The sequence below is a fragment of the Cytobacillus sp. FSL H8-0458 genome, assembly GCF_038002165.1.
GTDB lineage: Bacteria > Bacillota > Bacilli > Bacillales > Cytobacillaceae > Cytobacillus.
Window position 1 is genome coordinate 490,689 of the sequence record NZ_JBBOBR010000001.1, and the last position, 13,971, is coordinate 504,659.

General features: G+C 43.3%; 11 protein-coding genes and 1 other annotated feature. Of the genes, 7 read left to right on the forward strand and 4 right to left on the reverse strand.

The features are described 5' to 3' along the window. Positions 1-19 precede the first annotated feature (19 nt). Entirely contained in the window at positions 20-1,318 is a 1,299-nt protein-coding gene (locus NYE23_RS02410; protein WP_341075198.1) for a DNA polymerase IV, read from the forward strand. A gap of 285 nt (positions 1,319-1,603) precedes the next feature. Next, positions 1,604-3,013, forward strand: coding sequence for an NADP-dependent phosphogluconate dehydrogenase (gene gndA, locus NYE23_RS02415; RefSeq protein WP_341075199.1), 1,410 nt, complete (start codon positions 1,604-1,606; stop codon positions 3,011-3,013). An 85-nt stretch (positions 3,014-3,098) separates the two neighbouring features. Here the strand turns inward: gndA and zwf are convergent, their stop codons facing one another. Beyond that, positions 3,099-4,568 carry a glucose-6-phosphate dehydrogenase gene (zwf, locus tag NYE23_RS02420; RefSeq protein ID WP_341080576.1) on the reverse strand — a complete coding sequence of 490 codons (1,470 nt, stop codon included), beginning with the start codon at positions 4,566-4,568 and terminating at the stop codon, positions 3,099-3,101. 360 nt (positions 4,569-4,928) lie between these two features. Here zwf and rnz point away from each other — a divergent pair, with 360 nt between their 5' ends. The 3 genes from rnz (at position 4,929) to NYE23_RS02435 (ending at position 8,102) form a co-directional block, all read left to right on the forward strand. After that, positions 4,929-5,867, forward strand: coding sequence for a ribonuclease Z (rnz, locus tag NYE23_RS02425; protein ID WP_341075200.1), 939 nt, complete (start codon positions 4,929-4,931; stop codon positions 5,865-5,867). Continuing rightward, complete coding sequence (locus NYE23_RS02430; protein WP_341075201.1) at positions 5,868-6,413, forward strand: histidine phosphatase family protein; 546 nt, start codon at positions 5,868-5,870, stop codon at positions 6,411-6,413. A gap of 88 nt (positions 6,414-6,501) precedes the next feature. Further along, positions 6,502-6,718: a binding site (T-box leader), on the forward strand. Between the two features lie 46 nt (positions 6,719-6,764). Further along, on the forward strand, positions 6,765-8,102 hold the full coding sequence (locus NYE23_RS02435) for a sodium-dependent transporter (RefSeq protein WP_341075202.1): 1,338 nt from the start codon (positions 6,765-6,767) through the stop codon (positions 8,100-8,102). 47 nt (positions 8,103-8,149) lie between these two features. Here NYE23_RS02435 and namA read toward each other — a convergent pair whose 3' ends face one another. The 3 genes from namA to proC all read right to left on the reverse strand — a co-directional run bounded on the left by namA (position 8,150) and on the right by proC (position 11,300). Further along, the gene (gene namA, locus NYE23_RS02440) at positions 8,150-9,169 is read right to left on the reverse strand and encodes an NADPH dehydrogenase NamA (RefSeq protein WP_341075203.1); all 1,020 of its coding nucleotides are present in this window, start codon (positions 9,167-9,169) and stop codon (positions 8,150-8,152) included. 94 nt (positions 9,170-9,263) lie between these two features. Continuing rightward, positions 9,264-10,403, reverse strand: a complete 1,140-nt coding sequence (locus NYE23_RS02445) for a glycosyltransferase (RefSeq protein ID WP_341075204.1) — start codon at positions 10,401-10,403, stop codon at positions 9,264-9,266. Between the two features lie 66 nt (positions 10,404-10,469). Beyond that, positions 10,470-11,300, reverse strand: a complete 831-nt coding sequence (gene proC, locus NYE23_RS02450) for a pyrroline-5-carboxylate reductase (protein ID WP_341075205.1) — start codon at positions 11,298-11,300, stop codon at positions 10,470-10,472. Positions 11,301-11,963: 663 nt separating this feature from the next. Here proC and NYE23_RS02455 point away from each other — a divergent pair. Then, complete coding sequence (locus tag NYE23_RS02455; RefSeq protein ID WP_341075206.1) at positions 11,964-12,938, forward strand: MBL fold metallo-hydrolase; 975 nt, start codon at positions 11,964-11,966, stop codon at positions 12,936-12,938. Next, positions 12,939-13,733 carry an SDR family NAD(P)-dependent oxidoreductase gene (locus NYE23_RS02460; protein WP_341075208.1) on the forward strand — a complete coding sequence of 265 codons (795 nt, stop codon included), beginning with the start codon at positions 12,939-12,941 and terminating at the stop codon, positions 13,731-13,733. Positions 13,734-13,971 lie beyond the last annotated feature (238 nt).

Below are 13,971 nucleotides of genomic sequence, written 5' to 3' on the forward strand. Positions count from 1 at the left end.
TTTACAGGGAAGTGCCTGCATGAAACAAATGTATCCAAAAAACGGGAGGGTTATCCTTCATGTTGATATGAATAGTTTTTATGCTTCGGTTGAGATGGCTTATGATCCGTCATTAAAGGGTAAGCCTTTAGCAATCGCAGGGAATCCGGAGGAGAGACGCGGTATTATTGTAACTTGCAGCTATGAGGCAAGGAAATTCGGGGTAAAAACCACCATGCCTCTATGGGAGGCTAAAAAGCTCTGTCCCCAGCTGATTATCATGAAGCCTAATTTTGAGAGATATCGTGCAGCTTCTATGGGAATGTTTGATATATTGCGCGAATATTCTTCTCTTGTTGAACCTGTATCGATTGATGAAGGATATGTGGACATAACAGACAGTTATGAGTTTGGGAGCCCCATAGAAATTGCCGAGACGATCCAAAAGCAGGTATTTCAGCAGCTCGATTTGCCCTGCAGCATAGGTGTTGCCCCTAATAAATTTTTAGCCAAGATGGCTTCTGACATGAAAAAACCTATGGGGATTACAGTTCTCAGAAAAAGGGATGTTCCGCATATCCTATGGCCGATGGAAGTGGAAGAAATGCACGGAGTCGGCAGAAAAACCGGAGAAAAACTGAGAAATCTTAACATCACCACAATTGGCGAATTAGCAAAAGCGGATGAAATTATCTTAAAAGCAGCGCTGGGCATCAATGGCCCGAGGCTGAAACAAAAGGCCAATGGCCAGGATTTTAGAAAAGTCGATCCGGACTCGGCATCTGAATTTAAAAGTGTAGGAAATTCGACCACACTGCCGAGGGATGTTTCAAATCAAAGAGAGCTGCTCCATGTATTTGAAAAGTTGGCTGCACAGGTTTCTTCCAGATTGAAACGGAAAAAGGTTATGGCGGTCACTCTCGGAATTACCATCAGGTATAAGGACAGAAAAACCATTACCAGAAGCCGCAAACTGAAGAATCCGATTCAGCAGGATGAAGAAATTTACCAAATGGCAAAAGAGCTTTTTATAAAACATTGGAATGGAAATGCAGTACGGCTTCTTGGCATTACAGGGACAGACCTTGTCGAACCCGAACAGGCGGTTAAGCAGCTGGATCTGTTCAGTTTTGAAAAAGATGCCAGAAAGGAGCCGTTATTTCAGACAATGGATCTTTTGCGCAAGAAATACGGCACTAAAATAATCGACAATGCGGGTGCACTTTCGGACATGAAATTGACCAGCCCCAAAATCGGCACTGACACCAGCTTTAATAAAGACTTTTTGCATGGCAGTCCAGGAAGAAGCGATAAAAAAGAAAAAGATGATAATTCATGAGTTTTTCAGTCGGATATAAGCAAAACTAAGACAGGAAAGTTGAATCAGAATAGGAATCTTGCTAAAGTAGAGTGGATTATTTTATCGCAGTCTAACGGGCAGTAAGACCCCCACTTCAAGACTCAGAGGAATCAAAGGAGGATAAGTGGGGATCAAACTGCCCGTAAAGGCCCGATTGGTTCAACTAACAATCAGTGGGGGATAAGGAAAACCCCCACTGATTGAAGTTTCACTTTATTGGATTTTGTATGTAACGCATAAAGGCTGGAAGGGAAGTAATAAGAGATGACGAAATCACAGTTTGGTGTTATCGGCTTAGCCGTCATGGGCAAAAATCTTGCCATGAATATCGAAAGCAGAGGGTACTCAGTGTCTGTTTTTAACCGGTCACGTGAAAAAACGGATGAGATGCTTAAGGAAGTGGAAGGAAGAAACTTTAAAGGTACATATACAATTGAAGAGTTTGTTGATTCTCTGGAAAAACCCCGCAAAATCATGCTTATGGTGAAAGCAGGCGGTCCGACAGATGCGACAATTGAGCAGTTAAAGCCTCTGCTGGATAAAGGGGATATTCTGATAGATGGAGGAAATACCTTCTTTGTGGATACGCAGCGCCGCAATAAGGAATTAAGCGAGCTGGGCATCCATTTCATCGGTACGGGTGTTTCCGGCGGTGAAGAGGGCGCTTTGAAGGGACCTTCCATTATGCCTGGCGGCCAAAAAGAAGCCTACGAGCTGGTTGCCCCGATTTTTCAAGATATTGCAGCAAAGGTTAATGGCGAAGCATGCACCACATATATTGGTCCGGATGGGGCGGGGCATTATGTGAAAATGGTCCATAACGGCATTGAATACGGCGATATGCAGCTGATTTCCGAATCTTATTTTCTTTTGAAAAACGTGCTTGGTTTGACTGCTGAAGAGCTCCATAAAGTATTCGCAGAATGGAATAAAGGCGAACTTGACAGCTATCTGATTGAAATTACGGCTGATATTTTCACGAAAAAAGATGAGGAAACCGGAAAGCCGCTGGTAGATGTCATCCTTGATACAGCAGGCCAAAAGGGAACCGGCAAATGGACAAGCCAAAGTGCGCTTGACCTCGGTGTACCGCTTCCAATCATTACTGAATCCGTTTTTGCCCGATTCATTTCTGCCATGAAAGAAGAACGTGTGAATGCAAGCAAAGTTCTTCGCGGGCCAGCTGCACAGGACTTCACAGGCGATAAAAAAGCATTTATCGAGAGTGTCCGCAAAGCCCTTTACATGAGTAAAATCTGTTCATATGCACAAGGCTTTGCTCAAATGAGAGCAGCTTCCGAAGAATATGGATGGGATCTGAAATATGGTGATATTGCGATGATTTTCCGCGGCGGCTGCATTATCCGTGCGCAATTCCTGCAGAAAATCAAGGAAGCATATGACCGTAAGCCAGGCTTGAAGAATCTCCTTCTTGATCCGTATTTCAAGGAAATCGTGGAAAGCTATCAGGATGCTGCCCGTGAAATCATCAGCGTGGCTGTAAAGAACGGCATTCCTGTACCATGTTTTGCGGCTGCTTTGTCCTATTATGACAGCTACCGCACAGAAACATTGCCTGCAAACCTTCTTCAGGCACAGCGTGACTACTTTGGTGCACATACCTATCAGCGTACAGACAAAGAAGGCATTTTTCATACAAACTGGATGGAATAATAAAATAAAAACAGCGTCCGTGTGGCGCTGTTTTTTGTCTTTCAAAAAATAAAAACCCCTGCATCAGCAGGGGTTCTCAGAATCATTAACACTGTTCCACATCAAGGTCAGTTACAGGCCACCAGAAGAAACCGTCTTTTTCAAGCAGCCGGTCTGCTTCTTTAGGACCCATGGAACCGGATTCGTAATTAGGGAAGCCTTCTTCTCTTGTGTTTTCCCAAAAGTCGGAAATCTTGTCGACAAAGCTCCAGGAAAGAGCCACTTCATCCCAGTGTGTAAAGTTTGTTGCGTCACCGCGCATGCAATCATATAAAAGCCTTTCATATGCTTCAGGTGTATTCATGTCATCGATGCCTTTGTTGGCAAAGTTTAATTTTACCGGTGTGGCTTCAATGTTTTGGCCTGATTTTTGGGCATTTAAATAAAGGGTAATGCCTTCTTCAGGCTGAATATGGATCACCAGCAGGTTCGGATTTAGTGTTTGCTCAGTCTGATAATATAAGTTCATCGGAATGTCCTTGAACTGGATAACAATTTTCGTTGATTTAGCAGCCATCCTTTTTCCTGTACGAATGTAGATAGGCACACCTGCCCAGCGGAAATTGTCAATCATCAGCTTGCCTGCTACATACGTTTCGGTGTTTGATTGTTCATCCACCATCGGCTCTTGATTGTAAGCTGGTACTTCTTTTCCATTTAAATGGCCTTTTCCGTACTGGCCGCGGACAAAGTAATCTCTCACCTGATCGCCTTCAATTGGACGCATGGCTCTTAAAACTTTTACTTTTTCAGATCTGATTTCATCTGTTGTCAGGCGGATTGGCGGTTCCATTGCCAATAAGGCGACCATTTGCAGCATATGGTTTTGAACCATGTCACGAAGAGCTCCGCTTTTTTCATAGTAGCGGCCGCGTTCTTCTACACCAAGTACTTCGCTCGATGTAACCTGGATATTTGAGATATAGCGATTGTTCCATAAAGGTTCAAATATAGCATTAGCAAAACGGATCACTTCAATGTTTTGCACCATCTCTTTCCCCAGGTAGTGATCAATCCGGTAAATTTCACTTTCTGAAAAAGCTTTTCGGATTTGCTTATTAAGATGCTTCGCTGATTCAAGATCATGCCCAAATGGTTTTTCAATGACAAGACGCTTAAACCCATTTACATCTGTCAGGCCATCTGCTTTTAAATGCTCTGCAATGGTTCCGAAAAACTCAGGTGCCATGGCAAGGTAAAAAATGCGGTTGCCTTCAAGGGAATAGTGAGTATCCAAGTCTTCCGCCATGCTCTTTAATGCCAAATAGGAACTGGAATCTGTCACATCATGCGAATGATAGTAAAAGTGAGAAATAAAATCTTCAAGTTCTTTGTTATCTTTTATAGCGGACTCAACAGAGGCTTTAACACTTGCCTGAAACTCATCATTTGATAGCGGCCTTCTGGCAACCCCTACTACGGCAAAGCGATCAGACAGCCTGCCCTTTTTGTATAAGCGGTAAAGTGAGGGAAACAATTTTCTCTTTGCCAAATCCCCTGTTGCTCCAAATATCATTATTAATCCGGCCGGTTTTTCGTTTGTTTTCACGATTCTAGAACCTCTTTTCGACAAAATTTCTGTATGTAAGGCGGGACTGACTTTTGTCCGTCCTCAGCTTGAGAAGAAGCTGTTATATTGCATTACAAAAAACGTCTGTACAAGTATAAAATTGTATCTGTTTACAGCTATTTTCGCAAATATTATGTTTGTCCTTTTTACCTTAGTTTCTATCTAACAGCCAGGAACTATCCTTTCAAATAACACAAAAAACAATTGTTAATTGAATGAATTCCGAGGCTGCTATGGTATATTGTTTATATTCTTACAAGACCAGACAGGTTAACCCCTAAATTGCCGAAAGGAGGTATTTGTCATATGGACATTTTTTTTCTGGGAACGGGAGCAGGAATTCCGGCTAAACTGAGGAATGTATCTTCGATGGCTTTAAAGCTCCTGGATGAAAGAGGGAGCATATGGCTTTTTGACTGTGGCGAAGCGACCCAGCATCAAATTTTACATACAAGCATTAAACCGAGAAGAATTGAGAAAATCTTTATCACTCATCTTCATGGTGACCATATATATGGTCTGCCCGGCCTGCTTTCCAGCCGCTCTTTCCAGGGCGGTGATACAGAGGTTACTCTATATGGACCAAAAGGTTTGAAAAAATTTATTGAAGTTTCGCTATCTGTCAGCGGCACATACCTTAAGTATCCTTTAAAGGTAGCTGAAATCACTGAGGGTATTGTGCTTGATGAAGAAGATTTTAAGGTGGAAGCCCGCATGCTCGAACACGGAATATCCTCTTATGGTTACCGGATTACAGAAAAGGACCGTCCGGGCACATTGCTTGCGGACAAACTTGCTGAAGCGGGAATCAAACCGGGTCCGATATATAAGAAAATTAAGAATGGGGAAAACATAGAGCTTGAGGATGGAAGAATTCTCGAAGCAAAAAATTTCCTGGGGCCGGCTCAAAAGGGAAGAATTGTCACGGTGCTGGGAGATACCAGATTCTGCGATGCGGCAATAGATTTAGCAGCCGATGCTGACCTTTTAATACATGAGGCAACCTTCTCCGGGGGGGAAGAGAAGCTTGCATACGATTATTTTCATTCGACGACCCTGCAGGCTGCTCAGGTTGCCCTCGAGGCGAATGCAAGGAAACTTTGCCTGAATCATATCAGTTCACGATATGAACGCCAGGATTGGGAACAGCTTGTTAAAGAATCACAGACCATTTTCCCCAATACGGTTATTGCTGAGGACTTTAAAGAAATTCATATCCCGCTTGATGAAGGAGAGGCGAATTAATTGAAAACTTTCTATATCGTGCGCCATGCAAAGGCTGAGGGCCAGCCTTTCTCCGCCAAATTGACAGAAAGGGGAAGGGAACAGGCATTAAAATTAATTGATTTCTTTAAAGGCAAAGAAATTAATCGCATATACTCAAGCCCTTTTGTGAGGGCGATTGAAACAATCCGGCCGCTTGCACAGTCCAGAAATCTGGATATTATTGAGGAAAGCCGTTTGGGTGAAAGGGTGCTGAGCTCTATTCTTTTTGATGATTGGCAGGAAAAGCTTAAGCAAAGCTTTTCCGATTTTGATCTCGTTTTTGAAGGGGGAGAATCTCATTCATCAGGAATGAAACGAGCTTCTTCCCTGCTGGATGAATTAATCGCGTCCAATGAGAATCACATCGTTCTGGTCAGCCATGGCAATTTATCAACGCTGCTGCTTCGCCATTTCGATGAAAATGCAGGCTTTGAGCATCTGATGAAAATGAGTAACCCGGATGTTTTCGAGATAAAAGTAAATGGTGATGATACAGTATGGAAGCGGATTTGGAATGAAAAGTAATGCCTGGAAAAATTGAATTTTTCAAATTTGGCATTGACGGTTCTCTGCATGCATACTATAATCACACTTATACTTTAAAACATTATAGTAAAAAGCTATGAAGAGACTCTACTAAGTTTTATCTCCCTGTTTATAGAGAGCCAGTGGATGGTGGAAACTGGCACAAAGATAAAATGAATTTCATCTTGGAGCTTATCTTTCCTGCATTTAGCAGAAAAGACGGTAAATCCGTTATATTTTCGAGTGGAAAGTCACATGCTTTCAAAAAGGGTGGTACCGCGTGAATCTAAATTCACGTCCCTTTTGAAGAATGTGGCTTTTTTGTTTTTAAAAAAATTTGGAGGTACAGGCATGCAGCAAAATGAGCAATGGTCATCGAAGATAGGATTTATTTTAGCATCGGCCGGTTCGGCAATCGGACTTGGAGCAATTTGGAAGCTTCCGTATGTGACGGGAACAAGCGGAGGCGGGGCATTTATATTATTATTTCTGTTATTTTCCCTTTTAATTGGTTTTCCGCTTTTGCTGGCTGAGTTTGTGATTGGCCGCAGTACGGGGAAGGAGGCAATCTCGGCATATAAGGATATTGCTCCGGGAACTAAATGGCACTGGATAGGCTACCTTGGCGTATTCACGTGTTTTCTGCTTTTATCCTTCTATAGTGTAATAGGCGGGTGGATTCTGAAGTACATTGTATATGGGGTTACCGGGTCTATGAATGGTGCAGGCAATTATGAAGAGCTATTTGGCGCAGCCGTGTCAGACTCTGTATCTGTTGTATCGGCACAAGGGATCTTTTTATTCATAACTGTTTTAGTGGTTGCCAAAGGCGTCCAGAAGGGGATCGAGCAGGTCAGCAAAATTATGATGCCGGCTTTGTTTCTTTTATTTATTATTTTGATTGCACGATCCCTGACACTGGATAATGCGATGGAAGGCGTCTCGTTCTTTTTAAAGCCTGATTTTTCAAACCTAACGTCTGAAACCGTACTATATGCGATGGGCCAATCGTTTTTCTCCCTAAGTGTCGGGGTATCGGTTATGGTAACGTACAGCTCTTATCTATCTAAAAAAGAAAATCTGATGCAGCCTGCATTTTCTGTTGTCGGAATGAACTTATTTATTTCAGTTCTGGCTGGACTGGCTATTTTCCCTGCTGTGTTCTCATTGGGCTTTGAGCCTGCTGCAGGTCCTGGCTTATTGTTCATTGTCCTGCCATCTGTTTTTGATCAGATTCTGTTTGGGAGAGTGTTCCTGCTCTTCTTCCTTGCACTGTTTCTATTTGCAACCTTAACATCCGCTTTTTCAATGCTTGAAATTGTGGTGGCTGCTCTGACGAATAAGAAGGGAAGTGGCAGAACCCGTGCAGCCTGGCTGACAGGACTGGCAATCTTTATCGTCGGGGTCCCATCGGCATTATCCTTCAGCAGCTTATCCGATATTTCAATTTTCGGCAAAATCATCTTTGATGCTGCTGATTTCCTTGTCAGCAACATCTTGATGCCGGTAGGAGCTTTGCTGATCTCCATATTTGTGTCCTACAAAATGAAGAAAGACCTGCTGAGAAGTGAATTGATTCAAGGTTCAAAGTCGCTGAATGGAATCTTTTCCGCGTGGTATTTCCTTCTGCGCTATGTGGTTCCTCTGGTTATTATCATTGTATTCCTTGATTCACTGCAGATTATATAATAAAAACGAGGGATGGCAGCTAACAGGTGCCATCCCTCGTTTTTATGCTACAGCCATCCCCGTTCATATTGCTTAGGAGGTTCGATTGATGCACCAAGTTCGTTTGCTGCTGTCCGCGGCCAATAGGGGTCTCTCAGCAATTCTCTGGCAATAAAGATTAAATCAGCCCGTTCGTTTTGAAGGATTTCTTCAGCCTGCAGGCCGGATGTAATAAGCCCGACTGCACCAGTCTGGATATTCGCACCTTCTTTAATGGTTTCAGAGAATTTGACCTGGTAGCCCGGGTAAGTATGTATTCTGGCTGGCACTACTGCTCCGGAGCTTACATCAATTAAATCCACTCCCTGCTCCTTCATCCATTTTCCCATTTCTGCATAATCCTCTGAGGTTAACCCTTCATCATGATAATCATGGGCTGATACTCTGACAAATAAAGGGCCATCCCAAACGGCTTTAACGGCTTCAATGACTTCACGGAGGAAGCGGTATCGGTTTTCAGCCGATCCCCCATACTCATCATTCCGTTTATTGCTTAGGGGTGAGAGAAACTCATTGATCAGATAGCCGTGTGCAGCATGAATTTCAATTACTTCAAAGCCGGCTTTTTTCGCTCTTTCAGCGCCTTTTTTGAATGCCTGGACAGTTTCTGATACTTCTTCTTTTGTCATTTCTTTTGGTGTTTTCATTTTTTCATTAAATGCAATAGCTGATGGGGCGAGAATTTCTCCTTCAACAGTCGCTTTTCTGCCGGCATGCGCAAGCTGTATTCCAGATGAAGCACCGTGTTCTTTCACTAGCCCGGTTAATTCCTTCAGGCCTGCGATGTGATCGTCACTCCATATCCCCAGATCCTGAGGAGAAATCCGGCCCTGTGGAGTCACAGCTGTTGCCTCCAGGATAATTAATCCCACCTGCCCGACAGCCCGGCTCGCATAATGAATCCGGTGCCAGTTTTCAACCATTCCGTCTTCATTATGGCTTGAGTACATGCACATCGGTGCCATAACAATTCTGTTTTTAAAGGTGACACCTTTAATTGTAAAAGGTGAAAAGAGCTTCGTTTCCATAATTTCTGCCTCCTTATTTCGCTATCCTAAATATTAAGTATATCAGGCAGTTCCAAAAATGAAAAAGAACATGCATTTAGGAAGGTGTGTGCTTTCAGCGTTTATTCCTCAATTCGCTTAACTTATATAATGTACCTCTCCAGACTATGCCGCCCCGTACAAAGGTTAGAATGCTGGCACGGATTATAGAATAAATAAACAGGAGAGCTGTAATAGGAAATACAGTAAACAGAAGCGGAGAAAATTTGGACATTCTTTTTGTAATGATTGTATAAACACCTGCTATTAAAACAATGTTTGCAAGGCTTAGACTGAAAATCATTTTGTCAGTTGAAAAAATGGAGAAAAAGGGAAGCACCTGAGAAAAGAATGTGCCGGCAATTGCAAATAGCACCATGCTAATACGGTAATGAAGGCCTGCAAAAGTATTTTTCTCCAATCCTTTAAAGGCTTCTATTAAGCTTTCATACCATTCAACTTCAATCAGATCCATCGCCGTTGCAAATTTCTGCCTGAGGCCGTTCTGTTTGATTTTCATTCCAAGCATTAAATCATCATCAGGACGCATTTTTAATGCCTTGTGTGTTCCGATTGCTTCATAGGAATGCCTGGACACCATATTAAATGCCCCAATGCCAACGCCGCTCTTTGAACGTGGATTATTCGCCAGCCATGGGCGTTTATAATAGGAGAAGCCGAAAAGAAAAAAAGCAATGAACGTGTTGAGCCAGAAACTCCTGCCCGTCAAGCTCGGTGCCGCCGTTAAATGATCCAGGTCATTCTTGCTGAAATAATGAACCGCCTTGCTGAAGGCATCCTTTTTAAATAACACATCGGCATCTGTAAACAGAATTAATTCCCCTGATGATTCCATATATCCTTTATAAAGAGCGTGGTTTTTTCCCAGCCATCCGCTAGGGAGGGAATCAATATGAATGCACTTAACCCTTGGATCTTTCTTCTGAATATGGCCCATGATGCTTCCTGTGCTGTCGGCTGAACGGTCATTGACCAATATCCATTCAATGCGCTTATAGCTTTGCCGCAGCTGGGTTTCTAAGCTCTCCGTAAGCTTCGCTTCTTCATTCCTTGCCGCTGTAATAACAGAAAGAAGGGGGCCTTCAGTCATCGTATCGCTATCTTCAAGGCGGTCCAGGCTTTTTAGTCCCAGAACGGCATCAATTAGTACTGCAATCCATACCAGGAGGCTTGCGCTTAATAGAATAATGAGCATTTGCAGGTTTCTCATCCTTTTTTCATAGTTTGCAATAAGACGGCGTTTTATAGGGGATGCCGTCAGCTAAATTTTGACGGTGCTGCTGAAGTTTTGGCCAAGCCGCCTCGATTGGGCTGTCGCTTCCTTGATGCATTCAATGAAAGCTTCCTGCACTCCGTTCGCTTCAAGCACTTTTACGCCTGCTTCAGTGGTGCCGCCAGGGCTTGTTACTTCTTTCCTAAGCTGCTGAGGGTCCTTGGCTGATCGGGCCAGCATTTCGGCTGCCCCGATGAGTGTCTGGATGATGAATTCTTTCGCCATACCCTTTTCGAGCCCGATTTCTTCCGCGCTTTTTTCCATAGCTTCCGCAAGATAGTATATATATGCCGGTCCGCTGCCTGACAGGCCTGTTACAGCATCCAGCTGACTTTCCTCAACAAATGCTGATTTTCCCACTGTATCAAAAATGCCTCTTACTGCTTTCATCTGTTCTCTGTTCACTCTTTCATTAGCCGATAAGGCGCTTGCTGATTTTCCGACTGCTGCTGATGTATTTGGCATGGCTCTTACGACTGGCAGCTTTTTTCCTGCCAAAAATTCAATGCTTTCGATCGAAACGCCGGCGAGAACGGAAATGATCAGCATGTCTTCCTGTAAATAAGGCTTTATGAGATTGATGGCTTCCTGAGCATCTTTTGGCTTCATCGCTAAAATAACAGCGTCAGCCCCGCTTAACAGTTCACTGAGATTATAAGTGGCCTGAACGCCATAGGCTTTTTGCAAGGATTGCAGCTTTTTCCTGCTGCATCGGTTTGTCACCCAAATTTTGCTGCCGGTAATGAGCCGGCTTTCGACGATTCCTGATATTAACGCTTCTGCCATTGATCCTGCTCCTACAATAGCTAATTTTTTCATTTGGTTATTCCTCCTTATTGTTTGCTCTATTTACCGGCTGTTAAAAATAAAAAAGCCTTTCCATCCAGTAAAGGACGAAAAGACTTTGCTTCCGCGGTACCACCTTCATTGCCTTTTCTTTCTTCGTGCAGCATGCCTGCCGCAGCCGCTGTGTTTTTGAAAAGGCATCTCGATCCCGATAACGCCGGGGGTGCGTTTAGGTTTTCCTAACAGCTCATAAGGCAGGTTCAATGGTCAAGTGGACGGTGAAGCCTTTCAGCCGCTCGAGCTTCACTCTCTTTCGCCGTTTTCCATTTACTAATCTTATTCATCGCCATGTTTCTGCTGTACAGAAGTACAGCTTTGATTTATGAAAATCAAATTTTAATTGTGATTATGCAAGAAGACACACTTATTTGTCAAGCGGTATTTTTCAAAAGATTATTAATATTGCATAAAAGTTATGTGAAAATAATGACAATTACTAAAAAGAACGGTACACTTATTTTTATATATGTAAATTTCTAAATTATGTTATTGAATTCCGTTAATATGTGTGTATGGCAAATGCTGATATTTAAGGGAATAACAGAACAGTTTTACTTAAAGGAAGCATGTCTGCGGAAGTATATAGAAAAACAGCTTTATTTTATTTAAATATAGTGATTTTGGGAGGATTGTAACATGGCAAAATGGAAGGATGGAATTGCAAAGCTTATTATCCCGACACCTTTTCCTGTCGGCGACGTTAATGTATATGCAGTAAAAGGGGAAAAGCTGACTCTTGTCGATGCAGGCCCTAAAACGGATGAAGCTTGGGAAGCTTTAAAATCCCAGCTTAAAGAGCTGAATTTAACTCCGGGTGATTTTGAACAGGTTGTTCTCACACATCATCATCCCGATCATGCCGGGCTGCTTGACTTTTTTCCGGACAATCTTGATGTGTTCGGGCACCCGGTTAACCAAAGGTGGCTGTCCCGTACTGACGAATTTCTAAAATTTCATGATGAATTTTACATAAAACTGTTTAATGAATTTGGAATCCCTGAAAGGTATGCTTCCTTTATTAACAAAATGAAAAAAACTTTGCGCTATGCCTGCAATCGTACCCTGACAGGAGAGCTGAAGGAAGGCAGCCAGCCTGAAGGGCTTAACGATTGGGCGGTAATGGAGACCCCCGGGCATGCACAGAGCCATATAGGTTTGTTCAGAGAGAAAGATGGTGTATTCCTTGGAGGAGACCATTTGCTTGCACACATTTCACCTAATCCTATCCTGGAGCCGCCGCTTTCCGGCAATGCGGAAAGGCCGAAGCCGCAGCTTCAGTATAACGAGTCTCTGAAAAAGCTGCGCCAGCTGCCGATATCCCTTTTTTACTCCGGACATGGAGAGGATATTACAAATGTGAATGAGTTAATAAACGAAAGGCTTGGCCGCCAGCATGAGCGGGCGATGAAAGTAAAGGCATGGCTTGAGTCCGAATCGCTTACTGTTTTTGAGGTATGCCGCCGCCTTTTTCCGAAGGTTTATGAGAAGGAGCTTTCCCTGACCATTTCCGAAACAGTCGCACAGCTTGACTATTTGCATTCAATAGGAGAGATTTATATAAATAAAGAGGAGGAAGCATTCTTGTATTCCGCATCAAAAGAGGTGGTTTGATTGTCAGACAGATTAAAAAATAAAAATGTGATTATCACCGGTGCATCAGGCGGAATCGGGGCGCAAATGGCCGTCCTTTGTGCCGAGAGGGGAGCAAATCTTGTCCTTCTTGCCCGCCGCCTTGACAAATTGCAGGAGCTGCAGGCAGACTTGCGGAAGCGTTATTCAGTTGATGTTCATGTGCAGAAGCTTGATGTTTCGGACACTGACGAAGTTTCGGCTGTTTTTTCAGAGATCATTGCCCGGTTTGGTCACATAGACGTTCTTGTGAATAACGCGGGTTTCGGTGTTTTCAGGGAGGCGCATGAAGCAAAAGTTGAAGAAATAAAGGGAATGTTTGATGTAAACGTTGTTGGCTTAATGGCCTGCACGAGCATGGTGCTGCCAGTGATGAGGAAACAGAGGAGCGGCCATATTATTAATATCGCTTCACAGGCCGGCAAAATGGCCACACCGAAATCGAGTGTCTATTCCGCCACCAAACATGCGGTTCTTGGCTATACAAACAGCCTTCGGATGGAGCTTACTGACAGCAATGTGTTTGTGACGGCAGTTAACCCCGGACCGATTGAAACCAATTTCTTTACTATTGCAGATGAAAAGGGCACATACGTGAAAAATGTAAGCAAATATATGCTTAAGCCCGAATACGTGGCCCTCAAGGTAGTCAATGCCATGCTACGGCCTGTCAGGGAAATCAACCTTCCGCGGTGGATGAATGCGGGGAGCATTATCTATGCCCTTTTTCCAGGACTGTTCGAAAAAATTGGAAAACGCGCATTCAATCAAAAATAAGAAGCTCAGAAGCTGCAGCCAAATGCCTGCAGCTTCTTTTGTTTTTGGCTGGTGAGGCGTCTGTCCCGGGGAGAAAGAACCACTTTTAAGAAAAACCGCGTAAAATTTCCATTGAAACCGAACGCATATTCGCTTAATATAATGGGTATACATATACAGAACAGATGTTCTTGCGATATATATTTTTTCTCAGAGGGGCTATGCAGCATAGAAGCTGATAAGCAGCGCCTTACGCTTT

Excerpts from the sequence above, each read along its gene's own strand:
- NYE23_RS02410 (WP_341075198.1), top strand. The coding sequence starts at position 20 with ATGAAACAAATGTATCCAAAAAACGGGAGGGTTATCCTTCATGTTGAT.
- gndA (WP_341075199.1), top strand. The coding sequence starts at position 1,604 with ATGACGAAATCACAGTTTGGTGTTATCGGCTTAGCCGTCATGGGCAAA.
- zwf (WP_341080576.1), bottom strand. The coding sequence starts at position 4,568 with ATGATATTTGGAGCAACAGGGGATTTGGCAAAGAGAAAATTGTTTCCC.
- rnz (WP_341075200.1), top strand. The coding sequence starts at position 4,929 with ATGGACATTTTTTTTCTGGGAACGGGAGCAGGAATTCCGGCTAAACTG.
- NYE23_RS02435 (WP_341075202.1), top strand. The coding sequence starts at position 6,765 with ATGCAGCAAAATGAGCAATGGTCATCGAAGATAGGATTTATTTTAGCA.
- namA (WP_341075203.1), bottom strand. The coding sequence starts at position 9,169 with ATGGAAACGAAGCTCTTTTCACCTTTTACAATTAAAGGTGTCACCTTT.
- NYE23_RS02445 (WP_341075204.1), bottom strand. The coding sequence starts at position 10,403 with ATGCTCATTATTCTATTAAGCGCAAGCCTCCTGGTATGGATTGCAGTA.
- proC (WP_341075205.1), bottom strand. The coding sequence starts at position 11,300 with ATGAAAAAATTAGCTATTGTAGGAGCAGGATCAATGGCAGAAGCGTTA.
- NYE23_RS02455 (WP_341075206.1), top strand. The coding sequence starts at position 11,964 with ATGGCAAAATGGAAGGATGGAATTGCAAAGCTTATTATCCCGACACCT.